The 25835-nt window shown below is 46.5% G+C and carries 16 protein-coding genes and 1 tRNA gene; 13 read left to right on the forward strand and 4 right to left on the reverse strand.

The window, feature by feature from the left end; all coding sequences use genetic code 11:
* Positions 1-330: 330 nt before the first annotated feature.
* The 4 genes from dnaE (at position 331) to RA156_RS04635 (ending at position 6398) form a co-directional block, all read left to right on the forward strand.
* Entirely contained in the window at positions 331-4599 is a 4269-nt protein-coding gene (dnaE, locus tag RA156_RS04620; protein WP_306643222.1) for a DNA polymerase III subunit alpha, read from the forward strand.
* A 123-nt stretch (positions 4600-4722) separates the two neighbouring features.
* Entirely contained in the window at positions 4723-5040 is a 318-nt protein-coding gene (gene trxA / locus RA156_RS04625; RefSeq protein WP_306643224.1) for a thioredoxin, read from the forward strand.
* A gap of 115 nt (positions 5041-5155) precedes the next feature.
* Entirely contained in the window at positions 5156-6091 is a 936-nt protein-coding gene (locus RA156_RS04630) for a DUF58 domain-containing protein (protein WP_306643225.1), read from the forward strand.
* A gap of 233 nt (positions 6092-6324) precedes the next feature.
* Positions 6325-6398: transfer RNA gene (locus RA156_RS04635), tRNA-Asp, on the forward strand.
* Between the two features lie 303 nt (positions 6399-6701).
* Here RA156_RS04635 and RA156_RS04640 read toward each other — a convergent pair.
* Positions 6702-8204 (reverse strand): T9SS type A sorting domain-containing protein, encoded by a 1503-nt coding sequence (locus RA156_RS04640; protein WP_306643227.1) that lies wholly within the window; start codon positions 8202-8204, stop codon positions 6702-6704.
* A gap of 550 nt (positions 8205-8754) precedes the next feature.
* Here RA156_RS04640 and RA156_RS04645 point away from each other — a divergent pair.
* Both RA156_RS04645 and RA156_RS04650 read left to right on the forward strand, forming a co-directional pair.
* On the forward strand, positions 8755-10668 hold the full coding sequence (locus RA156_RS04645) for an alkaline phosphatase family protein (protein WP_306643229.1): 1914 nt from the start codon (positions 8755-8757) through the stop codon (positions 10666-10668).
* Between the two features lie 966 nt (positions 10669-11634).
* Positions 11635-12267, forward strand: a complete 633-nt coding sequence (locus RA156_RS04650) for an SRPBCC family protein (protein ID WP_306643231.1) — start codon at positions 11635-11637, stop codon at positions 12265-12267.
* A 330-nt stretch (positions 12268-12597) separates the two neighbouring features.
* Here the strand turns inward: RA156_RS04650 and RA156_RS04655 are convergent, their stop codons facing one another.
* Together RA156_RS04655 and RA156_RS04660 are read right to left on the reverse strand one after the other, a co-directional pair.
* Positions 12598-13704 (reverse strand): DUF6786 family protein, encoded by a 1107-nt coding sequence (locus RA156_RS04655; protein WP_306643233.1) that lies wholly within the window; start codon positions 13702-13704, stop codon positions 12598-12600.
* A gap of 72 nt (positions 13705-13776) precedes the next feature.
* Positions 13777-16908: an ATP-binding protein gene (locus RA156_RS04660; RefSeq protein WP_306643235.1), complete on the reverse strand. Its 3132-nt coding sequence runs from the start codon at positions 16906-16908 to the stop codon at positions 13777-13779.
* 587 nt (positions 16909-17495) lie between these two features.
* Here RA156_RS04660 and RA156_RS04665 point away from each other — a divergent pair.
* The 7 genes from RA156_RS04665 to RA156_RS04695 all read left to right on the forward strand — a co-directional run bounded on the left by RA156_RS04665 (position 17496) and on the right by RA156_RS04695 (position 25291).
* Positions 17496-19097: a hypothetical protein gene (locus RA156_RS04665; protein ID WP_306643236.1), complete on the forward strand. Its 1602-nt coding sequence runs from the start codon at positions 17496-17498 to the stop codon at positions 19095-19097.
* A 383-nt stretch (positions 19098-19480) separates the two neighbouring features.
* A complete protein-coding gene (locus RA156_RS04670; protein WP_306643238.1) occupies positions 19481-20026 on the forward strand; it encodes an RNA polymerase sigma factor in 546 nt (181 codons plus the stop codon).
* A 4-nt stretch (positions 20027-20030) separates the two neighbouring features.
* Entirely contained in the window at positions 20031-20699 is a 669-nt protein-coding gene (locus RA156_RS04675; RefSeq protein WP_306643240.1) for a hypothetical protein, read from the forward strand.
* 53 nt (positions 20700-20752) lie between these two features.
* Positions 20753-21712, forward strand: coding sequence for a hypothetical protein (locus RA156_RS04680; RefSeq protein ID WP_306643242.1), 960 nt, complete (start codon positions 20753-20755; stop codon positions 21710-21712).
* Positions 21713-22162: 450 nt separating this feature from the next.
* Positions 22163-23209 (forward strand): T9SS type B sorting domain-containing protein, encoded by a 1047-nt coding sequence (locus tag RA156_RS04685; protein WP_306643244.1) that lies wholly within the window; start codon positions 22163-22165, stop codon positions 23207-23209.
* Between the two features lie 31 nt (positions 23210-23240).
* A complete protein-coding gene (gene bshC / locus RA156_RS04690; protein WP_306643246.1) occupies positions 23241-24830 on the forward strand; it encodes a bacillithiol biosynthesis cysteine-adding enzyme BshC in 1590 nt (529 codons plus the stop codon).
* A 38-nt stretch (positions 24831-24868) separates the two neighbouring features.
* Positions 24869-25291, forward strand: coding sequence for an LNS2 domain-containing protein (locus RA156_RS04695; protein ID WP_306643248.1), 423 nt, complete (start codon positions 24869-24871; stop codon positions 25289-25291).
* A 127-nt stretch (positions 25292-25418) separates the two neighbouring features.
* On the opposite strand, the gene ruvX is transcribed toward RA156_RS04695, so the two are convergent.
* Positions 25419-25829, reverse strand: a complete 411-nt coding sequence (ruvX, locus tag RA156_RS04700) for a Holliday junction resolvase RuvX (RefSeq protein ID WP_306643249.1) — start codon at positions 25827-25829, stop codon at positions 25419-25421.
* Positions 25830-25835 lie beyond the last annotated feature (6 nt).

Consider the following 25835-nt stretch of genomic DNA (forward strand, 5'->3'; position numbering starts at 1 on the left):
ACGAATACTCTACACTGGGTAGCACTGTTGAGGTCTAGTTAAATTTCAACGGACGCCGGATGCCGGACGCCGGAATCCTGTAGACCGTGGACCGTGGACCGAAGGTGACCAGTGATTGAAAGTCTAGGGCATGTAGTACGAATATTCTACACTGGGTAGCACGATTGAAGTCTAATTCACTTATCTAACGGACGCCGGATGCCGGACGCCGGAAAATCACTCCACAGTCCACGGTCCACATCCAGTGGATAACATGTTCAAATCCTTTAACATTCTCGCCCTTGAAAGCCCTGTGCTGTGAGCTATCTTTGATATTCATCCCTTGCTGATATGATCCTCATTTTTGATACAGAGACCACGGGACTTCCGCGAGACTGGAAAGCTCCGATGTCAGATACTGACAACTGGCCACGGCTGGTGCAGTTGGCGTGGCAGCTCCATGAACCAAATGGTAAGCTGGTCTCTCGAGGGAATATCATTGTTCGCCCTGACGGATTCACGATTCCGTTCAACGCGGCGAAAGTACACGGAATCACCACCGAGCGTGCTGAGCGTGACGGGGAGGAGCTAACTTCTGTACTTGATGCCTTCCAAGAAGATTTGGCCAAGGCGAAGTACATCGTCGGTCACAATGTGGAGTTCGATATCAACATCGTTGGGTGTGAGTTGATCCGTGTTGGTCGTCCACCAGAGTTGTTGACGGAAAAGATCGACATTGATTCGAAGGATGAGGCTACTGAGTTCTGTGCGATTCCTGGAGGACGAGGAGGGAAGTTCAAATGGCCTACACTGACCGAACTGCACCAGAAACTCTTCGGGGTTGGATTCGACGACGCCCACGATGCGGCGTATGATGTGGATGCCACTTCTCGTTGTTTCTTCGGGCTAATCACGCACAAAGTGGTGACGCTGGAAGAGATTCCGGATATTTCTCAAGTCAAGTACGAAGCACCCAAGTTAGAGGCGGCGAATTTTGAAGCGGATAAGCAGGCTACTGATCTCGGTAATGTCGCTAACGCGGAAATCGATCAAGCGCTTGCGGATGAGCCATTCGTGCATTTACATTGTCACTCCCAGTTCTCCATTCTTCAGGCGGTATCAGACATTAAAAATTTGGTTGCCACAGCGAAAAAAATGGAAATGCCAGCCATTGCCATTAGTGATCATGGAAACATGATGGCTGCTTTCACCTTTGTACGCGAAGCGTTGGCCGCCGATATCACGCCCATCGTTGGATGTGAATTCAACCTCTGTCGCAATCGCACGGATAGAAGTCAAAAAGACGACGGCTATCAAACGGTGGTTTTGGCAAAGAACAAAGCAGGATACCATAACCTGGCGAAGCTCGCCTCCATGGCATACACCGATGGATTCTACTACGTGCCTCGAATCGACAAAGAGGCATTACTAGAGTTCAAAGGAGATCTCATTGTGACCACAGGAGGATTGTGGTCTGAGGTTCCTTACTTGATTCTGAACGTTGGAGAACAACAGGCAGAAGAGGCTTTCGTCTGGTACAAAGAGCATTTTGGCGACGATTTCTATGCAGAGCTGAACCGCCACGGACTGGAAGAAGAGCAAGCAGTGAATGATGTGTTGCTGCGATTCTGCAAGAAGCATGATGTCAAGTACTTCGCTGCCAACAACAGCTACTACACTCGAAAAGAACAGGCTGAAGCGCACGATATCCTTCTCTGTGTGAAGGATGCTGAAAGCGTAAACAAGCCAAAGAAATATATCGGGAAACGCGGACGAGAGTTCCGTTTTGGATTCCCGAACGACGAATTCTATGTGAAGTCGCCACAGGAGATGAAGCAGCTATTTGCTGATCTTCCTGAGTCGATCAAAACGACCAATGAAATCGCTAACAAAATTGAGCGATACGAGTTGGCGCGCGACGTACTTCTTCCAGCCTTCGACATCCCAGAAGAGTTTGTGGATGCGAAAGACGAAGAAGATGGAGGTAAACGTGGTGAGAACAATTTCCTGCGTCACCTGACCTACGAAGGTGCGAGGAAACGCTACGATGAAATTACTCCAGAAATCGAGGAGCGCTTGGATTTCGAGTTGGCTACCATTGCCAACACCGGATACCCTGGGTATTTCTTGATTGTACAGGATTTCACCACCAAGGCACGTGAAATGGGGGTGTCGGTAGGACCTGGACGTGGATCCGCAGCCGGTTCCGCGGTAGCGTATTGCGTAGGAATCACCAACGTCGACCCTATCAAATACGATCTTCTTTTTGAGCGCTTCCTGAACCCTGATCGTGTATCGATGCCTGATATCGATATCGACTTCGACGACGAAGGACGTCAGAAAGTAATTGACTACGTAATCGAGAAGTACGGTGCAAATCAAGTAGCGCAAATCATCACCTATGGTACCATGGCGGCGAAGTCATCTGTACGTGATACAGCGCGTGTACTTGAATTGCCATTGCCAGATGCGGATCGTCTAGCCAAACTCATCCCAGATATCAAGCTGGGGAAACTCTTCAAGCTGGAAGGGAAGGAGCTTAGCGATAAGCTAAAAGGGAATAAAGAGGAAGTAGACAAAGCCAAGATGTTCAAAGAATTGGCGAATGGAAATGACCTCGAAGCACGCACGATCAATACCGCGCGTGTTCTAGAAGGAACGGTGCGAAACACCGGAATTCACGCCTGTGGGGTAATCATCACCCCAGACGATATTTCCAACTTCGTTCCGATTGCCACGGCTAAAGATTCAGCCATGGCCTGTACGCAGTTCGACAACGCCGTTGCAGAAGACGCCGGTCTATTGAAGATGGACTTCCTCGGACTGAAGACCTTGACGCTGATCAAGGATGCGGTAAAGAACGTGAAGGAGCGCCACGGTGTTGATTTGGATCCAGACAGCTTCCCATTGGATGACGTTCCGACCTATGAACTCTTCCAGCGTGGTGAAACCGTAGGTATCTTCCAGTACGAATCTGCCGGGATGCAGAAGTACATGAAAGAGCTGAAGCCGACGGTCTTCGCCGATCTCATCGCCATGAACGCCCTGTATCGTCCAGGACCGTTGGAGTACATTCCTTCGTTCATTCGACGTAAGCACGGTCAAGAGGAAATTACTTACGACCTCGAAGACATGCGCGAGTACCTGGAAGAGACCTACGGAATTACGGTCTATCAGGAGCAGGTGATGTTGCTCTCGCAGAGCTTGGCAGGATTTACAAAAGGTGAAGCCGATACCCTGCGTAAAGCGATGGGTAAGAAGAAGTTGGATCTTCTTGCGAAGCTGAAGCCGAAGTTCCTTGACCAAGGAAATGAACGCGGGCACGATCGCGAGATTCTTGAGAAAGTATGGAAAGACTGGGAGGCCTTCGCGAGTTACGCCTTCAACAAGTCGCACTCTACATGTTACGCTTGGGTAGCTTATCAAACGGCTTACCTGAAAGCCAACTACCCAGAAGAGTACATGGCTTCTGTGCTTTCGAATAACATGAATGATATTAAGTCGGTGACCTTCTTCATGGAGGAATGCCGACGTATGGGAATTCCTGTACTAGGTCCAGATGTCAATGAATCAGCCTACAAGTTCCGCGTGAACGACGAAGGAGCGATTCGTTTCGGACTTGGCGCTATGCGCGGAGTAGGAGGTGGAGCGGTGAACAGCATCGTTGAAAACCGCCAGGAGTCGCGCTACACCAGCATCTTTGATTTCTCATGCAAGATCAACTTGAAAGACTGCAATAAGCGTGTGTTCGAAAGCCTCGCCCTCGGTGGAGCTTTCGACAGCTTTGATGATGGGAAGCGTTCACAGTACTTCGCTCCAGATGAGAAGGGAAGAACAGTGATTGAAAACGCCATCCGTTATGGAAACGCGATGCAGGAGGCAGAGAACTCTTCGCAGACAAGTCTCTTTGGAGAATCAGCTGATGTAGAGATTCCAGAACCACGCATTCCGGAAGCTGAAGAGTGGATGGTCTTGGATAAGTTGAACAAGGAGAAAGAAGTCGTAGGAATCTACATTTCCGGACATCCTTTGGATGACTTCCGAGTGGAAATGGAACACTTTTGTACTTCAGGTGGGATGAAGGTCTTGCTAGACATTGACAGCCATAAAGGCAGAGAACTGTCATTCGGTGGCATGGTCACGGCAGTAGAGCATCGCACGGCCAAGAATGGTAAGCCTTATGGGAATTTCACCATTGAAGATTACGAGCACTCAGAGCGCTTCTTCCTCTTTGGTGATGACTACATCCGATTCCGCGAGTACTTGGTTGAACATTGGTTCTTGTACTTGAAAGGAACGGTTCGCGAGAAGCCATTTAGAGATACCGGGGAGCTGGAGTACAAGATCTCCCATGTTGAGCTATTGGCAGACGTTCGCGAACGAATGAACAGCGAGTTGAAGGTAACTGTTGACCTTGCTCAGCTCGATGACCGATTAGTAACCGATATTGCATCATTGGTTGAGAAATACCCGGGTAACGTTCCGGTAACCATGGAGATTCGTGACATTAACGCAGCGATTACCATGCCTGCGAAACGCGCTCGAGTGGAACTCGCCAGTGAATTAGTAGATGAATTAGGAAGGATGGATGCCATCCGATACCAAATATTAACGAAGTAACAAGGCATGACAGCCATACAAGAAAACGTGTCACATTGACACAAAACTTGGAATGGCAAATGTTTTGTTCAGTGGTTTTAAGAATTTACATTTGATATTCATATATCACGCAAAGCTTGAATTATGGCTGTAGAATTAACAGATGCGAACTTTGAGGAGCTAGTCCTTAATGCAGATAAACCAGTAATGATCGATTTCTGGGCAGAATGGTGTGGACCATGTCGTATGGTAGCGCCTATCGTGGAAGAAATGCACGGTGAGTACGGAGAACGTGCCGTTATTGGTAAAGTAAACGTTGACGAAAATCCAGGGATCTCTGCGAAATTCGGGATCCGTAATATCCCAACGATCGTTTTCTTGAAAAACGGAGAGTTGGTTGATAAATCTGTAGGTGCAGTACCTAAGAATGTACTGACTGAGAAGATTGATAATCTTCTGTAAGATTAATAGAATAAGCTTAAAAGATCCCTCTTATCTTTAGGAGGGATTTTTTATACCCATTCTTTTCTCGCCTAACGGCGGAACAAATCTCTTGACCTCACGTTATTCCAGGTAGATGGCATTGAATATTGACAGACGTTACTTCCAACAGCTCGGACGACTAGAGTTTCTAGCCAAGCAAGCTGTGGAGGGTTTTATCACCGGACTCCATAAAAGTCCATTCCACGGATTCTCTGTTGAATTCGCGGAACACCGTCTGTACAATAAGGGTGAATCTACCCGCCACATCGACTGGAAGCTATACGCTCGAACAGAGAAGCTCTTTACTAAGCGCTACGAGGAGGAAACAAACCTTCGCTGTCAGCTGGTCATTGACCATTCGAGTTCGATGTATTACCCTGGTCCGGTCTCTGAAGAAGGCAATCAGTTCAATAAGATCAAGTTCAGCGTTTACGCTGCTGCTGCTTTGATTGAACTCTTTAAACGCCAGCGCGACGCCGTTGGTTTGAGCTTGTTTGCTGACGAACTAGATGTGCAGACCAAGGCACGTTCAAGTCAAGCGCACCATCGCTACCTCTATACGCACCTTGAAGAACTGTTGAACACAGTAGGAGAGAAGGAGCAGAGTAAGACTTTTGCGGTGGATGCTTTACACGCTATCGCGGAACAAGCGAATAAGCGTTCTCTGGTCATCATCTTCTCAGACATGCTTGACAATAGCGGACAGGCTGATGAGCTCTTTGATGCTCTGCAGCACCTGCGTCATAACAAGCATGAGGTAATCCTCTTCCACGTAGTAGACAAGAAGACAGAGCTTGATTTCGATTTCGATAATCGTCCAATGACTTTCGTCGACCTTGAAAGTGGAGATGAAATCAAAGCTAACCCCGTAGATATCCGCGATACTTACCTTGAACAAATGAGTGCCTTCCATCAAGAATTAAAGGTGCGCTGTGGTCAAAACCACATTGATTTCATCGAGGCAGATATCAACGCCGGAGTCAATCCAATTCTCATGGAGTACATGATCAAGCGACAGAAGTTGTATTGATCTGAGAATTCAACTCTCTGAAAATCACCCCCAAGTATCTTATGCCGAAAAAAAAGTGCGTTTAGAGGCGAACTTTTTTGTGTGATTTACGAAGAATGACTTATCTTTGCCACCGCTTTGGAAGCAAAGCGATGTAGTATCACAACTGAGATTTACTCTCGGCTTACTTACAAAGGTTGTGATACATGATTTACAAATTGATGGTTCGGGTATTCCGAACAGGTTTGTAAAATGGTCTGGTAGTTCAGTTGGTTAGAATACCTGCCTGTCACGCAGGGGGTCGCGAGTTCGAGTCTCGTCCAGACCGCTGAAACTTGAAAGAGCTCTCGGGAAACCGGGGGCTCTTTTTTTGTGCAATGTGGAACGCGGAACGCAGATTGCAGATCGCGGTAGAAAAAGCAACGGATGCCGGACGCCGGATGCCGGAATTGGTAAGCTGTATGCGGTAGGCAGTATGCGGCATACAGAACGCAGACCTCGGTGTTATGGGCAACGGATGCCGGACGCCGGACGCCGGGAATAGTAAGCAGTATGCGGTAGGCGGTATGCCGTTCTTTTCGAACCACGAACCACGAACCACGAACCAATCTTCTAGGTGATTCAACTACAATTATTCGATAACGACGGGAGAAGTGCTATAGAACCCACTATCAGCTCTTAGCGTTAGAAGATAATAGCCGGTTGGGACATCGTCTACTTCAATTTGATAAGTAGGAGCATTGGAATTTGAGACTAGATTCGTTCGAAGAACCAGTCTTCCTCGCAAGTCGATGAGTTCAGCGGTCAATACACCCGTGATGTTCCTGGAAAGGTCTATGTTAATTTGGTTTGAGGCTGGATTAGGATAAATGGTCATTTCAGAATAAGATGGTTCATCGTTTAGCCCAATACTGCATCCGGGAATAATACATCCAAACTCATCGGTTCTGACTATCCATGAATTTCGGTCAGCACCAAAGAGGTCGGTGCCGCCAAGTACGAAGCCTCCGTCATCAAGTCGTTTTAAATCCATGAATTGATAAACAGGATAGTATTCTTCAGAAGGCAGTTCGTAAGCAAATGTTCTGGTCCAAATAGTTTCACCTTCATAGCTCAATTTAGTCAGTGCCCCTTGTTGTTGAATGCCACTAATCGCTGAGCATCCAGCTGCGTAGATTGCATCCTCCTCTAAGATGATCTCATTGTATCGGCAATAAGTGCATGTTGGATTTTCCTGGTCGAACTGAGTCCACAATACTTCCCCGTCGGGAGATATTTTTGTGATACTCGGCCAACCTCGTTCTTGAATTGGGTACTCTGGATTTACAAAGGAACCAACGTATATCGATCCATCTTCATGAACTTTGAGTGCGGCTTGGAAATTGTCAAAACTCATATCCCATTGATCATCCTCGATTTCAACAGCCCATTCAAGTTCACCTTGGTGGGAGAGCTTCATTACATACGGATCGGTGTCGTTTCCGTCAAAAACGACCGGTTCATTAGAGCCTCCTAAATAAACACCATCTTCCGTGACATCAATGTGCCACATTAAATCGTCGGTATTGTCTGTATCTACCCAAAACGGTCCATCTAATAGTTGACCTTCAAGATCGGTCACGACGAATCCAGGATAAATCAGATCTCCTGAACCCTCAGAAGTATCAGAATCTTCGAGATAATACGCTTCAAGAAGAATATAGAGTTTGTTATCAAAGACTTTACAAGCGTGAGCAACATGCCAAAGACTATCATTAATGACCGCCAAGTCAATTTCATATTCAATGTTCAAGTTTGGGTTGACCTTGATCAGCTTCGGCAAATTTTCAATATATCCAGCTCCAGCAATATAGATGTTACCTTCTTCATCCATTGAAGTTCCTGCTCTCCATCCAACATACATAAAAATGTCAGTGAGAAGTTGATCTTGCATTTCACCAGAATCTTCGTCGAATTTGGTAATGGCTAGTTCGGGATACCATTCAATGGCATAAATGCTTCCGTTGAATTGCTCTAAAGAGCGTACTTCGTTGGTATTTCCGAATTCACCGATGTTGTAATAAAGTTCAAATCCTTGGGCCTGAATTTGTACAGACCCAAGGATGAATAATATGGAAATAATCAGTCGAATCATTTGACATGTACCACTTTAGTGGCGGCTACTTTGACATCATCCCAGAACATGGTAATGATGTATACCCCAACTGGAGTGTTGCTTAAATCTACGTCATTAGCGGCAATGTTGGTATTCCTAGAATTATCCAGACCGCTGAAACTTGAAAAGAGCTCTTAGGAAACCGGGGGCTCTTTTTTTGTGCAATGTGGTACGCGGAACGCAGATTGCAGATCGCGGTAGAAAAAGCAACGGATGCCGGACGCCGGAATTGGTAAGCTGTATGCAGTAGGCAGTATGCGGCATACAGATCGCAGAACGCAGATCCCGGTAGTACAGGCAACGGACGCCGGACGCCGGACGCCGGAAAAAAAACACCCCCCTCTACAGAGCCCCCTCCGTCCACAGTCCACAGTCCACCGTCTACCGGTAAAGTCGTATCTTTAAACTACACCAAACCAAACACTAACGTCAGATTCAACTACCGCTCCTTTCCGTAGCGACGATGTCGTTACCCGTCTTGCTGGTTCTTGGGAGGTGATGGTAGAGAGGATTGAACTAACCTGATCGTATGCGCTACTTATTGACTGGCCTGTTGCTCGCTGCCCTTGCTATCCCTGCTTCTTCGCAAGGGGAGAAGAAGGTGCTGATTATTGGAATTGATGGAACAAGATCCGACGCGCTTCAAGCGGCGAATACCCCAAACATTGACGGACTTATCGCGAACGGATTTTATAGTCCGGATGCATTGAGCAATGACATTACCATTAGCGGACCAGCTTGGTCTTCCATCCTCACAGGAGTCTGGTCTGATAAGCACTTGGTGACGGGGAACGGATTCTCGCAAGACGACTTTGATACCTACCCAACGCTCTTCACACATCTAGAGAATCTGGATCCATCAATTCATACGGCTTCTATCTGTCATTGGTCACCGATCAACAACAATATCATTCAGGGAGCGACTGACTTCAGCTTGAACGTCTCATCTGATGCTGAGTTGAGTGCACAGACGGTGAATTACCTGTCGACACAGGATCCTGATTGTATGTTTATCCACTTCGATGAGGTTGATGGTGCAGGACATGGAAATGGATTTGCTACGGATGTACCGCAGTATATTGCCGCGATCGAGAATGTTGACCAACTCATAGGACCAATCCTCGAAGCGATCGAACAGCGACCTAACTATGCCAATGAAGATTGGTTGTACCTCTTGACTACTGATCACGGAGGTTTCGGAACCTCGCACGGTGGGACTACCATCGACGAACAACGTGTTTTCTTCATTGCCAGTGGAAACAGCGTCCCAAACGAACTACTCGAAGCGCCCACTACAACCATCGATAATGGGGCAGATAATTGCCTCGGCGAGAACATTCCACAGCTTGATTTTGATGGAAGCAATGACCGTGTGGAAATCGCTCCAAATGCACTTTTCGACTTCGGAGCCTCTCAAGACTTTACCATCGAATGCCGTGTACGTACGCAACAGGCAGCCGATGTGGCGATTGTTGGAAATAAGGATTGGGATTCAGGATTCCTTCCAGGGTTCGTCTTCTCATTTGTACTTCCAAACGGACCAGGGTGGAAGGTCAACATTGGAGACGGTTCAAGTCGAGTAGACTTGAATACCGGTGGCGCTATCGCAGACAATGAGTGGCACACGCTGAGTGTTTCTTTCGATCGCGACGGAATGATGCGGATGTACGAAGACGGCATATTCGTCGCAGAAGACGACATCAGCGGCATCGGGAATATCAATACTGGCGCTGGTTTAGTCTTCGGAACCGACATTGACCAAGGCTATGACTTCACAGGGTCCATCGCAGAAGTCCGAGTATGGAATTCAGTAGTTGGAGCTCAGGAGATTCAAGACTGGAACTGTTCGTCGCTAGACAATACCCACCCAGACTACAGCAGCTTAATTGGCTACTGGAAACTCGATGAAGGAAACGATGCGGTTATCGTGAACGACTCCTCTCCAAACAACAATCAAGGAAACATCATCGGCGCAGGTTGGGATGAAAACGACGTCATCACGGTAGTTGACTACTCAGGAACTCCACGCATCGCCGATATCCCATCAACAGCCATGACTCACCTCTGTGTGGAGATTGATCCCCTCTGGGATCTTGACGGAATCAGCTGGGTAGCTCCATGTCAACTCGCTGGTTGCCAGGGAGATTTGAATGGAGACGGCATGGTGAATATTGCCGATCTTCTCGTCTTCCTCGAACAATTCGGTTGCCAAGAAAACTGCGGCAACGCCGATTTCGATAACGATGGAACAGTCGACGCCGATGATATGCTGGTCTTCCTAGCCAACTTCGGTATCCCATGTGACGCCGGCATTCAAGAAGTAGAGTTCGAGGTGAATCGCCCAGCTTTCCCTCAACAACACAAGGTGGCCTACTTCGGTCAACTCTGCGGCACCACCGGACATGTTTGTAAGCATGGTGGGCAAAGTAAGAACGAAGACTAAGCTGTTGTTGGGTTGCGGAACGCGGAACGCAGATCGCGGTTGAATAATGAACGGACGCCGGATGCCGGACGCCGGAATTGGTAAGCTGTATGCGGTAGGCAGTATGCAGAAAGCGGAACGCAGAACGCAGATCGCGGTGGAATAAGCAACGGATGCCGGACGCCGGACGCCGGAATTGGTAAGTTGTATGCGGTATGCAGTATGCGGAATGTGGAACGCGGAACGCAGATCGCAGATCGCGGTGGAATAAGTAACGGATGCCGGAATTGGTAAGTTGTATGCGGTATGCAGTATGCGGAATGTGGAACGCGGAACGCAGATCGCAGATCGCGGTGGAATAAGTAACGGATGCCGGATGCCGGACGCCGGAATTGGTAAGCTGTATGCGGTAGGCAGTATGCAGAAAGCGGAACGCAGATCGCAGATCGCGGTGGAATAAGTAACGGATGCCGGACGCCGGAATTGGTAAGCTGTATGCGGTAGGCAGCATGCAGAAAGCGGAACGCAGATTGCAGATCGCGGTGGAATAAGTAACGGATGCCGGACGCCGGACGCCGGAATTGGTAAGCTGTATGCGGTAGGCAGTATGCGGAATTTGGAACGCGGAACGCGGAACGCAGATCGCGGTGGAATAAGCAACGGACGCCGGATGCCGGACGCCGGAATTTATCGTGTTCACCACTCAGTTTATATATAGGAGGCTTTAGGCCAGGTTCTTGGTATTTGGTTCTTAGTGATTTCCGGTGTCCGGCATCCGGCGTCCGTTAGGTTGGTGTTAGAAATAAGGCCCTAGTCTCTAGTCTCTAGTCCCTGGTCTCTAGTCTCTCGACTCTCGTCCCTTGTCCACAACGTTTCGTATCTTCCGGCTGGCCAAGCTGCTGGCCCCTAACACCAAACACTGCTTGTGGCCGATTCAAATCTTGGTTTGGACCAATTCTTGAATAGTCTACAACAAACAACTACTCGATGAGCTGTCTACTGAAATTCGCTTTGTCCTTGCTTTGTGCTGGATTCGTTTGTGTGGCGAATGGTCAGTGCACCGAAATGAAGCTCCATGATCTTCAACTCGAAGACGACATGAAGGGACTACAAATCCACAGTTGTGATCTTCCGGGGTGTGATGTCGATTATTTCGTTGCTGAGATTACCGTGAACGCAGATTTAGCTTCTGTGCAGAAGGTACTAGAAGACGTGGGCAAGTACAACGAATGGCAAGAACCAGTGACCGACTCTCGATTGGTTCAAAAAACTTCAGAATCGAGTGCGATTATCTATGTACGGATTCGTCCGGAGTTTCTCTTCTTCAGCGAAACCTTTAAAGGGTACTACAAGGTGCATAAGACAGAAGGAGAGGGGAGTATTCAATATTGTCTTCAGCTGTCTAAAGAGCATCAAGAACAAAACATCCCTGAAAGCGACGAGCGAATTGAGGAATCATTAGGGAAGTGGATCATTGAAGAAGTAAGTCCTGACACCACCTTGATTCGCTATGAGTTTTATCTCAAGCCTCCGAATCAACCTTGTCGTATCGTTAATAAGGTTTCGAAAGATTCGATTCGAGAAACCTTGTTGAATCTTCAGAAGCTGGTGACTGGGTGAGGAGGGTTGCGGATCGCGGATTGTGGATCGCGGTTTTTCAGTGACATCATCTTTAAACGTGAAATGTGATTCTTGAATCTTCATTGTGAACACAGCGTTTCATTTTGTCATTGTGAACAGAGAAGTTCGAAATGCGATTGTGAACACAGCGTTTCATTTTGTCATTGTGAACAGAGAAGTTTGAAATGCAATTGTGAACACAGCGTTTCATTTTGTCATTGTGAACAGAGAAGTTCGAAATGCAATTGTGAACACAGCATTTCATGTTGTCATTGTGAAATGCAATTCCCTAAAATCGATTGTGAACAGAGAACGATGCTCGTTTTTGCATCATGGTAATTCTGGACGAATTCCGGTGAGTTGATGAAGTAACTCAATGAGTCTGGTCTCTTCGCCAACAAAATGATAGGTGCTATGTTGGTGAGAAATTCTTTCACCCTCCTTTAATTCTCGCGAAGAAGAGGAGGTTTCCAATTCATAATACGGACCTAAAACTGATCCATCTGGGTTGGGACCGTCGTTGTAGACGTTCAGAACGTCACCTTCGTAAGGTGCTTCTTGATGATTCCATTCGGAACAAAGAAAAGGCGATGACTTATCGGTATCGTAAATAGTTAATGTTAAACACTTCGCTTCACTGTCGTAACTGGCTAAGATATTCCGATCGTGATTCGGCGCTAGCCCGATTTTGGCCTTCATCGACCCATCAAGACAAAACAATGCATGATCTCCATGGTCAAATAATCGCTTTGAAAGGTCCGCTTCAAAGTAATTGGTGTTGATTTGGGATCCTGTTGCTTTCGGAACGATAGCCCAACAAGAAGGGGAGGTCTTGAATTGCCCTAGAATCCAAATATTGAGGAGACCACTTTCTTTGCTCCAAGCCTCAGAAGAGCGATTGATAATATGATTGAAGCTACTGAAGGCAACATATTCAAGATGATCCAAGGCTTCAATACCTAACTTTTCTTGAATCTCACGTTGATCATGCAACACGATTTCGCGTTCAATTCGGATGTCAAATGCTTGTCCTTGGTAGTTCTTGAACTGACAATCCTTCCTTAATTGAAGTCGATCTTCAAATCGTTCAACTAATTCAAACGCTTCCGAGTCAACACAAGCTGGTGTCTGCCAATGCTCGAATTCGAAAGGAGCGCCAGGCTCAAAGAACAAAGCAAACTGTCCTGCCTCTGGACCAATCCAAAAGCGATCTTCACCACCATAGGCATTGATATGCGCTTGCCATTCACCGGATGCTATGAGTTCATGATTAATCCAGCCAAAGCCTGGTAATTTGTCATTAATAGCACTGGTCAAGACACGTCCTTGCAAGGATGGTGAAACTGCCAAGCGCGCGTCATTCCTGCGAAGTTCAACGATCTCGCAATGAGCTTTCAGCGATTCGATTTCGTTACGGTAGCGGTTGGGCTCAGCCATGGAATGTTTGATGTAAATCAGACGTAAGTTAGCTCAAACCATTTTTAAAAATATCCCACAAGTTTTGAATGGTTATCCATTCGTCAAATACGCGGAAGGCCTTTGTCCAAAACGGTTTTCAAAACTTGTAGAGAAATAATTGACGTGTTTAAAGCCTACAGTGTATGATAACTCCTTGACTGAATTGACTTTCCCTTCTTCTAACAGTCTTCTCGCCGTTTGCAATCGGAACTCTTTGATGTATTGATTTACTGTTAGTCCTGTGATTTTCTTGACCTTACGAAAGAAATTAGCCCGACTCATATCGAGTGAAAAAGCAAGATCTTCTGCCGTGTAGTTGAAATCAGTTACCAGTTGAAGTGCTTGTTCTTCAAGCAATCGCAGCCAATTGTGGTCTTCTCGAGACAGTTGCGGACTGTTTCCGTTTGTTTCTTCTGTTGAGGAACCAATCAGATTTTCTTGCTGGGCAGAGGTACGGTACTCAACCATGCCAAGCAGCTGGTCTATTCGTCTTTTGAGATCAGTCTCTTGGAAAGGCTTTGTGATATAATCATCGACACCAATCCGTAAAGCATTTAACTGGTCGCGAAGGTCAGCTCGGGCGGTCAATACCATGGTAGGTAGGTGCCTGAACTCATCACTTGATTTAATTTTTTCTATGAATGTAAACCCATCCATAACAGGCATCATCACGTCAGTGATGATGAGGGAAGGGAGGTTCTCAGAAGTTTTTAATAAATGAATGGCCTCTTGTCCATTTTCTGCAGTCTTGACTCGATAGTGCACAGAAAGCGTTTCCTTCAAGAATTCACGAAGGTCGAAGTTGTCTTCTACTACCAACAACTCATGGTTCAAGCGAGGAAGACGTACTCCCTCTGACGTGGCTTCGACTATGCTTCTTTCATCCGGTCGTTGTTCTGTCTGGTGAGTCTCATTAAGAATTTCAATTGGAAGCTTAATCCAGAAGGAAGATCCGGTAGAAAACTTACCAGGACTTTTAACCCCAATCTGTCCTCCAAGTAGTTCGACGTATTCTTTACAGAGTGATAACCCGATTCCTGATCCGGGTTGGTAGTTTTCTGTTTTTGCCAAAACGGCTTCTGATTGATTTACCTGGTAGAAGCGCTCAAAAATTAACTCAAGTTCCGAGGTGGGAATACCCAATCCATCATCACTCACTGTAATGGAGAGAACCTCGTTCTTAATTAAAATTTCGAGCTCAATGTTCCCGTTTCGCGGAGTGAATTTGACGGCATTGGAAAGTAAATTGTTGACGATTTTGGTGAGCTTAGATTGATCCGTTTTGATGACCACATTTCGCTTTCCTTGAACCGTGTTTGAAAGTATAATTCCCTTTTGTTCTGCCAACGGTTCAAGATTCCCGATCAGGTCTTCAATCAGTTCGCCTAGATGAAATTCACGTAAATCAACGGGTAATTCCTGCGTTCCAAGTCGAGTGATATCAAGCAGCTCTGTGATCAGCTTTAGCAGTTGTTTGCCATTGCGCTGTGCCCTTTCTAAACTCAGTTTCACTTGTCCACTCACTTGTTGTCCGTTCACGACAGTATCCAGCGTTCCTTGAATAAGGGTGAGAGGAGTTCGAAATTCGTGTGATACATTCGCAAAAAACCTAGACTTCGCCACTTGAAGCTCTTGGGCTTTTCTAATCTCCATTAATTCTTCGCTTCGTTCAGTTAGTTCTTTGGTGCGCTGCTGGACTTCTAGCTCGAGTTGTTCGTTAAGCTTTTCTTTCCGTGAATTATTTCGGTAGAGGATGACTGAAATAGCCGTGATGAGTAAAATGATAATCACCAAGCCGATAGCAATGGTTGTTTGCTGTTCAATCTTGGCATCGTCGATTTGTCCTTCCGCTTTCAAGAGGGCATTTTCGGCTTGCTGTTCTCTAACCTTGTATTCAATTTCAAGCTTGGCGAGTTCCTTTTCCGTTTCAATGCTGAACAAGCTATCCTTGATGGCTACATATTGATGGAAGGTTTCCAGAGCCTTTTGACTATTTCCTAGTTTTTCCTCGCAAAACCCCTTGATTCGATAGATTTCATCTAGTTTTTGACGGTAATGACTCCTTCTAGAAACAATAAGGCTACTGTCCGCATAAGCAGATGCCTCTTTAATTTGGCCAAGGGAAAAATGCGCGTTTGATAGGTTGAGATAGGTCTCAGGAAGAGATTCTCTATGACCTAGTTCATTTGCGAGGTTCAACGCGTTTTCGAAATTCGCTAGCGCGGAATGGTGATCAGAATTTCTCGAATCAATCATTCCAGCATGGTTCAAGTTCGAAATTTGCTGACCAGACAGATTCAATGTTCGAGTTAATGTTTCAGCAAGCTTCAGGTTCCGAGAGGCCTCTCCAAGTTCGTTCTGCTCAATGAGAATATTTACAATTAAATCGAGGGCTGTCAAAGAATCAATCCGTTCCTCGTGGAGTTGTAATGCGCGAAAGGCGTTGGTTTCGGCTTCTTCAAGATTGTCTAACTCAAGATGGAATTCAGCGAGATGAAGGTAGCCTCGTGCTTCCAGATATAAGTCTTTGTTTTCAGATGCAACTTGTTGATAGTCAGCATAACAGGAAAGGGTGGAGTCAAATCGACCCATGCGAAGGAATACTTCTCCCAGATTTTCAAGGTTAGCAGCCTTGTTCTTATAATTTGCGTCCTCACCTTGATGGAACCATGATAGATTCAGTAACCGCTTGCTCTCACCATAGTTACCAACCATGCGTTGGATTAAGGCTACTTGATTATAAGTCGAACTGAGGTTGAAGCCGTTTTCTTCCGCGATTTCCAGTGCTCGCTTCCCACTTTCCAATCCTTCATCATACTCATGAAGCATACAATGGAGTGGCCCTTTCGCATTGAGACTGATATTGATGAGTCGTTGGTCTTCCGAAGACTCAGCTATTTGTAGTCCTTTCTGAAACCACGACATGGCCGTGAGTAAATCACCTCTGTCATGATGTGCATAACCTACATAGTAACAGACATAGGTCATGTTTTGCTCATCCTTTAGTTGCTCATATGACTTGAACGCTCGTTCAAAGGGTTGCTGGCACTCAACGTATAATCTATTATGAAAATAGACGTACGCTCTTAAAAAATGAGCATCCGCAATGGCCTTCAGATCTTGACTCTTCTCTGCTGCTTCCAAAGACATCGCCGCGTATGCCAAACCCTTCTCGGGTTCCATCAAAAAATGCATGCCGAGTTGGCCATAAACGAAAGATTTTGACGATTCAGATGATGCTGTATCTAGACGACACAGAAGCTCCTCTTCAGTTTGACCAACGGCACTATTCGAGTATAAGAATAGACACCCGAACAGAAGAAAGACAATTTCCCGAAAGTTTTTATAGCAGGAGTACATAATCAATCAAACCTACCTCGCATCGATGAACTGAGCAAAAAAGTCTCGCGCACAATCGTCTCAATCACCTGTAAATAGAAGCACTATAGTACCAAAAACAGCAGATATGTCTCTGTTTGCATCAATGAGACCATTGTGCGTTTGGAAGCTCTGAGATTTGCAGCCATGGTATGAAGCTATGGTTGCGTGAATGAGGACTTATCTATATGCGCCTCCATAGTCATACATACCTGCAAGTAGTCAAAGGTGATTGAACCATTTGATTGATCAGAATCGGTAAACCGAATTGCGGACGTAAGGAGAGAGACGATGCAATAGATCAGAAGGTTCAATTCCAAATGGACCTGCGGTTCAACCGCAGGTCCATCCAATAAGAACGATCATAACCTTAATACTTAAAAACCGAGAGAATGAGACGATTACTGAAAAATGTGCTAGCCGTGTTGCTATTCTTTGCGATGGTAGACCTCAGCGCACAAACGTGTTACATGGCTTCTGGAAATAGTGAAGATATCTATGAAGTTGAAATTGCGACGGGTATCGTACTGAATACTTACTCCATGTCAATGAACTTTGGAAACATTGCTGGTTTTTATGGAATAGCTCGAAACCCGGTTGATGGACAGATTTATGCCTTGGTCGATGAAGGGAGCGGAGTCAGAAGCTTTGGTCTAGTGGATATCGATGCACAAACCGTAACTGAAATCGGCTCGATTAGCTACATCATGGAAACCATGCAGTTTACATCAGATGGAACACTCTATGCAATGACCGCCAGCAACGATGATACTCCTTCACGGTTCTGTACCATAAACGTCTCTACTGGGGCGCTGACTATTTTGGCTGATTTTGATCTCTGGGGAGGATTTGCTCAAGCGTTGGTTTATGACCAATCGAGCGATCAGATGTACAGAATCGAAGGGGGAGGAGGCTCACCTTTTGGAAGTGACTTCTACTGGTGGCAGCAAGTGGACTACGGCGCTGCGTCCATCCCAAACCAGACTATGATGAATCCTGGTCTGTTAGACTCTTTTCCATGGACTATTGCCATGTGTTATGAGCAGCCAGGCTCTTATTTGGTGACTGATTTAGACATGCTCTACTCAGTTGATGCATCTGGAAATTTATCAAATCCACGAACGATGGGTATTGCCAACCCAGAAATCGCAGGTATTGTACTCACAGAGACAACCGGGGTAGTTAACGGCTGTACCGACCCACTAGCGTGTAACTACAATGAAAATGCAACCAATGACAATGGGTCTTGCTGTTTTGATAACTGTGTCGAACTCACCGTAGGTGGAGGATCATTTGACAGCGAAATTGAGTGGACTATACTTGATAACAACGGTGCCGTTTTTGCTTCAGGTGGAGCCGGAATTACGAGCTACTGTATGCCTGCTGACTGCTACACGTTTGAAATGGTCGACACCTTTGGTGATGGATGGAACGGAGCAACCTATACTTTTACCGAAAACGGGGTCGTGGTAGCCACAGGAGATCTTGATACCGCTGAAACCGGAGACGGTGAGTCTTTCGGATCTGATGCTTTCGAGATCGGAGGTGGATGTAATCAAACAGGATGCCTAGACCCAACCGCATGTAACTACAATGAAAATGCCACCACGGATGACGGAAACTGTATCTATGCTCCTGAAAATGATGCATGTGCCGTATGCAGCGGTGAAACGGATGGAACGGGAACAGTCATTCAAAGTCCTGATACAGACAATGACGGACTTTGCGACGCAGAAGAGATAAACATCTGGGGCACAGATCCATTGATTCAAGATACCGATGGCGATGGTCTTACAGACGGAGCGGAAGTGTTCGTTACTTCCACTGACCCCATGAATACTGACACGAACGCTAATGGTTGTGATGACCTAAACGAAAATATAGGTAATTGCGGTGACATCAATGAATGTCAAAGCGACCTAAATGGCGATGGTCTAGTTAACGCATCTGACCTTCTTATTTTCTTATCTGGTTTTGGTTCTACTTGTGATTAATTAAAACCGTCCTTGCAAAAAATGCCGCTGAATTTTCAGTGGCATTTTTTTTTGGTTTTTGGTTTTTGGTTCTTGGGTATGGAGTTCGGGGAAGCTTTAATTTCCGTCCACCGTCCACCGTCCACCGTCCACCGTAGACCGCAAACCGAGCATTAAATGGTGCATGAATGCACCGCTAAAGGACTTTGATGTGGACTTTTTGGTCCATTAGCGGCGCATTGATGCGCCTGACGTTTAGAGCAATTTCTAAATAGCCGTCGACATGTGGGTTCGTTTTGTTCTGTCACCGCGCTCCGCACCCCGCGTTTCCAACTTCCATATTTTTCCTACACCGGCGCAACCCTTTTTGAAAGGTGCGCGTCTTGCTAGTGACTTTGGTGAAAATGACGGATCTACGAGAGATCATAGAAGGATGTAAAAAGAACAAGCGCAAGTCGCAGGACGCTCTGTATGAGCGTTACTCTGGGATGCTGTTCGCTGTCTGTCTGCGATATACTCGTAATCAGTTTGACGCCGAGGACGTACTGCAAGAAGGATTTGTGAAGATCTTCAAGAACATTGGGATGTATTCACCTGGAAAGTCTTTCGAAGGATGGATCCGAAGAATTATGGTCAACACGGCCATTACATTCTACCGACGAAATCTCAAGCATGCGTACCACGACGATGTATCGGAGTCACACGAACTCTACGATGACCTTGGTCCTGACCAGAACGCAGAGTTTTCGCAGGAAGAGCTGATGAATGCCATCAACAAATTACCTGCTGGTTATAAAATGGTCTTCAACATGTATGTAGTTGAAGGCTATAAACACAAAGAAATAGCCGAAGCGCTAGACATCGACATTAATACTTCGAAGTCGCAGCTGTCTAGAGCTAAGAAATACCTTCAGCGAGAGCTGTTGGAAATGAGTAAGATAAACTTGTGAGGATATGATGAAGCGGCATGATGACCCACTATTTGAGATGTTCCGTGAAGGGCTGCACAATGCAGAAGTAGCCCCTCCGAAGGGAACGTACGCAGGAATTCGCAGTCAAATGCAAAACCCTGGGTTCTTCTCTTTCGCCTGGAACAGATTGAACGTTTACACCGGAGGCTTGATCCTAGCGGCCGGTCTCGGAGCAGCCTACCTACTTGGAGGCAATGCTCAGCACCAAGGAGTGCAAGCATTCGATGCATCACTTGATCTCAATGCAGGGAACCAACGTATTGCTTACGTAGCACAAAGTGAAGGAGATGTGATAGAGGAGGATGTGTACGTAGCCCCAAGCACGAACAACACGATCTATACTAAACCTACCCCTATCCGTCCTGATGCTACTCAGGCCCAGCAAGGTGCAGCTGACAATGGACAACCATTGAACAACCAGCACTTGCAAGTAGCCCAGGTAACGGAAGAGCCCGCAGCCGATTGTGTGCTACATGACGCTGCCGAAGCTATGCCGTGTGTAAAAACACGAGAAGCCGCTCAGATCCCTGCGAATTGGTTAGACATGGTTAATGAACCGAATCTAGACAACTTGCTTACGCAGCTAGATTCTGACGCAGATGTGATCTACCTCACACTGCCGGTGAAAATCGAAGTGACTGATGCGGAATAAGCTATATTAGCCCTCCGAGAGGACTGATAATGCAAATGCTTCAACAAGATCATATGAGAAAGAGCAGAGCCTACTGGCTGCTGCTCTTTTCTTTTTTTCTCGCCTTTCAGGCGGAAGCATCTACGACGCCATTCATTCTCGAAAACGACACCATTATTCTCGGCGGCAAAACACTGATCGTAGAAAGGGAAGTGGTGTATGACAGCTCATCAACCTCCAGCAATCAACTCGAACCCGAAGAAAAAGAACGACCACGTTTGAAATTAGGGACGTGGAGAATCGGATTCGATGTTTCAGGTTACGCTCCCATCGATGGGATGAAATCAAAAGTGGATGGTTACAGCAGCCTCAATGCTTTTGTTGGTCCAGACCTAAGAAGAGGAAGCGGAATGGGAATAGGCGGACATATAGAACGTGCCGTAGGAAGAGATGGATTCCTGGTCCACACTGGATTAGCCATCGATTTTGTCAATGGTTTCAATTATACCCTAGATCAAACCCAACTCGATGACAGCCTGTTATCGTTTGCCTCTTTTGATAAGAATACCTTAGATCAAATCCTCCTCTTCCGTTACGACATCGGTTCGGAGACAGACACGATCGAAATGACACTCAGTCAAGAGGCAATCCAAACTTCATGGTTACGATTACCAGTAGGATTAGTCTACGAAAGAGAGATAAACCGAGAGTTCACCCTTCGCGCAGGCATCTTCGCTGACGTTCGAATGTTCCTGACGGGAAAGTCTCCAGACATCTACCTGTTACCAGATCGTGGAAGCGAACCGATTCTGTACCAGACAAGTGAGTTGGAAAAAGGCGATATCTACAACCGATTCTCCATCACCCCACGCTTCAGCATCGGCGGACGATTCAAAATGGATCGAAGATGGTGGTTCCTAGCCACCCTCAATGGCGGTTTCCCTTTCAACCCAATGAAAGAGAATGAGTTCGTTGAGTACAGAAGTATTCTCACGCACGTCAACCTAGGAGTACAATACCATTTCGGCCGCTAACGCGGTAGACCGTGGACCGTGGACCGTAGACCGCGTTCCGCAATCCGCGTTCCTCTATGACGCAAAGCGGAATAGAAAAAGGCAAGGACGTCGTTACATCCTTGCCTTACCTTAACCAAAACAACTTTAGAATCTTCTCTAGCCAGGACCTTGCAGGTTTCTCGGGTAGAGATTAGAACTAAACTCTCTGTATTAAATACGCTTCGAAGTATGTAATTGTTGTATTCCCAATTGATAAAATTTGTAAATGAGAATCATAAGTGATTCAGAATCATCTGCGTAATACCCCGTCAGTCCTACAAACCCTGGTAACAAAACCCCACGGAAGCCCGGTGCCGGACGCCGGAATCAGGAGGCAACCTTATACCCAACAAGCGCGTCATAATACCGGAGTTTCTTGAACTCCTGCGGAATTCTGTGTATTTTTACTCTGACCAATTAGCCCGGCACATGCGTCAATTCGCTGTAGTATGTTTATACATTGCTAGCACTTTAGGAGCTAGCGCGCAGGTTCAGAATGGAGGTTTCGAAACTTCTTCTGCCTTGCCGTCCAATACAGGTGAATGGACACTCGTTGACGGTTGGAACAATGCCGGTTCGGCTATCGCGTCCCCAGATTACTTTCATAACAATGGTTCATTAGGAGGAGACCTTCCTGAGACGCCTATTGCTATGATTAATGCCTATGAAGGTGAGGCTATCATGGGCTTTATTGCTACGGGAACGAAAGGAACACAGTATCGTGAGTACATCAGCACACAGCTTGGTGCTGCGTTGATTCCTGGTGAGAAATATGTGGTGTCTTTCCACATTTCGAACGGGTATGTGACTGACTTCTCAAACGCAGGACTAGGAACGAGTCACATGGGAGTAGCTTTCACCACGAGTGCACCGGCACAGAATGGCAATCAACCATTGATGTTGACTCCGCAGTTCCGCCGACAGACAGCACTTTATGATCGCGAATGGCAAGAGTTCACGTTTAGCTTCATTGCTGATGCTGCTTACACCGACATGACCATTGGTGTGTTCGGAGATGACGCGGATAAGACGATTGAGTACTTCGACGGTAACAATGCACAATTCGCTTACTACTTCGTAGACAAAGTGAGCATCGACATCGTTAACCCTGAAATTCAAGAAGAATCAAGTGAAAAAGATGATAGCGAGCCAGATCCGGTGGTTATCATTGATGATGAAATTGAACCTTCATTCTTTATCCCCAATGCCTTCACACCAAACGGAGATGGGGATAATGACATTTTCGCTCCTGTTGTGCCAGACGACATGCAAGACTACCGTTTCTGCATTTATAACAGATGGGGTGACTTAGTATTCGAAACATCCGTAACTCGCATGGGCTGGGATGGAAGCAGTATGTCTGGAGGTCCCGTCTCCACTGACATGTACGTCTGGGAACTGTCGTTCACACGAATCACAGAAGATGGTGAAAAGCATAAAGAGCGTCACCAAGGAACTGTGAACCTTTTGCGCTAATCATGACGCAAATGCTGTGTACCTTCGCAGCATGATCATCCAATCTATCGCACATCTTGATCTCGACTTAATCCCTCAAGGGGTTCGTGATTTGTTGAGTCAACAGGCACAAATCCAGCCTCTTATCAATCAGTTTGCAGATGAAAATGGATTCGAAAAAGCCATTGCTTCTCGCCGTTTTCATGCTTCTATTCGTCGCCTAACGGCGGAACGCATCCGCTTACAATACGGAGAGCACATTGTTCCAGAAGTCTCACAACAGCTGGAGAAATTCGAAGATGAGCAAACGTTCACGGTGACTACTGGTCATCAGCTCAACCTCTTCACCGGTCCGGCCTTCTTCTTTTACAAAATCATTCACACCATAAGTCTTGCTCGAAGACTGAATGAATTGCACCCTGGGAAGCACTTCATTCCAGTGTATTGGATGGCAACAGAAGACCACGACCTTGATGAGATTGACCACACGACCTTCTTCAGACAAGAGTTGAAGTGGGAGCGAGCGAATGAAGGGGCTGTCGGACGCATGAGCACTGACGGACTTCCTGCGTTAGCAGCTCAAGTCAAAGAAATCCTGCGCTGGGATGATGATCACCCGAAATGGAAAGTACTTGAGGCCTATGCGAATGCCCAAGACCTAGCATCAGCCACGCGAACACTAGTGAATGAGCTTTTTGGTCACGAAGGATTAGTAGTGATTGATGCCGATGACGCAGAGCTGAAAAGAGCTTTCGCAGGACATATGTGGCGCGATATCGATGAAGGTGTAGGGAAGCAATACGTAACACAACAGAACCAACAGCTTCAAGAGCTTGGGTACAAGGTTCAAGTGAATCCTCGAGACATCAATCTCTTCTACCTTACAGACAATGAGCGTATTCGATTGTCTAGGCAAGGGGAGCAAGTAAAGGGTGTTGATACAGACCATACATGGTCTCTCGACGAGATTCAATCTGAACTTCAAGCGCATCCCGAACGATTCAGTCCGAACGTAGTTATGCGACCGCTATACCAAGAGGTCATCTTGCCTAACATCGCCTACATCGGTGGACCTGGGGAAATGAGTTACTGGATCCAACTGAAGTCTTTCTTTGATGTAATGGAAGTGGATTTCCCAATCCTTTTACCGAGAAACGGTGCATTGATCCTGAGCGCTTCCGCGCTAGCGAAAGTCAAAAAACTCAGCTTAGAAATCAACGACCTCTTCAACGAGAGACCAGAAGACTTCACCCGCGCATGGCTGGATGCAAATACCTCCGTAGACTTCAGCTTAGACGAAGCAAAAGCTAGCATCGCTTCCATCTTTGAGGAGATAAAGTCGAAAGCAACAGAAGTGGATCAATCATTGAATAAGAAGGTAGAGGGGAGCTTGCAGCGACAACTCAAGGAGATTGAGGGAATTGAAAAGTCAATGGAGAAGGCGTGGAAGAACAGGCAAGAGACGTCATTGCGCCAACTCGAGAATCTTCATGATACCGTTTTCCCTGGCGGAAGTTTCCAAGAAAGGAAGCAGAATTTCTTTGGATTGGAATCAGGCTTTCAAGCTAACCTAGTGGATATCCTGTTGAAAGAAATGCGTCCGTTAGAACCCGGAATTTTGGTGATCGCAGACGAAAAGTAAAAGCAATCAATTACCTTAGTGTTGAAAATACACTAACCATGGCTCATCACTTAGAGAACGCGAAAGACGCAGCAGGAAACAATGCCTCACCGGTACTTCCTGATGAAGTAAAGAACTTCCTTATCGACATCGACGGAACTATTACTGAAGACGTCCCAAACGAAGAGCCAGAGCGCATGGCCACCTGTGAACCCTTCCCAGATGCATTGGAAATCATGGAGAAGTGGTACGAAGAAGGACACATCATCACCTTCTTCACGTCGCGCACAGAAGCTCATCGTGAGGTAACTGAAGTGTGGCTAAAGAAGCACAACATCCGCTACCACGCACTACTCATGGGCAAACCACGCGGAGGCAATTACCACTGGATTGATAACCACATCGTTCGCGCAACACGTTTCGAAGGTAAGTTCACCGATTTGGTGACGGAGACACGTGAGATTGAGGTGTTTAAGAAGTAGTCATTCGGCGTCCGGCGTCCGGCATCCGGCGTCCGTGCTTGTATTAGTTCTTGGTCTTTAGTCCTTAGTCCTTAGTCTTTAGTCCTTAGTATTTAGACTCTAGTCCCTAGACTCTTGACTCTAGACTCTAGACCCTCGTCTCCAAATACCTTTGGAGGATTACTGCGGCGGAGACCATATCCAAATTCTTCTTGTTTCGGCGATTCTTCTTTCGCATTCCGCCAGCGACCATGGCTTGCATGGCATCACGACTGCTGTATGATTCATCAACGCGGTGCAGGGGAATGGCTGGATATTTCTTGGCTAGGTCTTTACAGAATTGATCGATAATGGCCGAGCTATCTGTGGCTTCACCGAACATGGACGGGTCGCCTACGACAAAGTCAGAGATCTTTTCAGAGTTCATTAGACGTTGAATGTGATCCCAAATGTCTTTGGTGTCAATGCCTTCAAGCGGACTAGCGATTATCTGAAGTTCATCAGTAATAGCTAAGCCGGTACGCTTTCCGCCGTAGTCAAATGCAAGGATTTTACCCATGGGGCA

It is taken from the genome of Sanyastnella coralliicola (genome assembly GCF_030845195.1).
GTDB lineage: Bacteria > Bacteroidota > Bacteroidia > Flavobacteriales_D > Sanyastnellaceae > Sanyastnella > Sanyastnella coralliicola.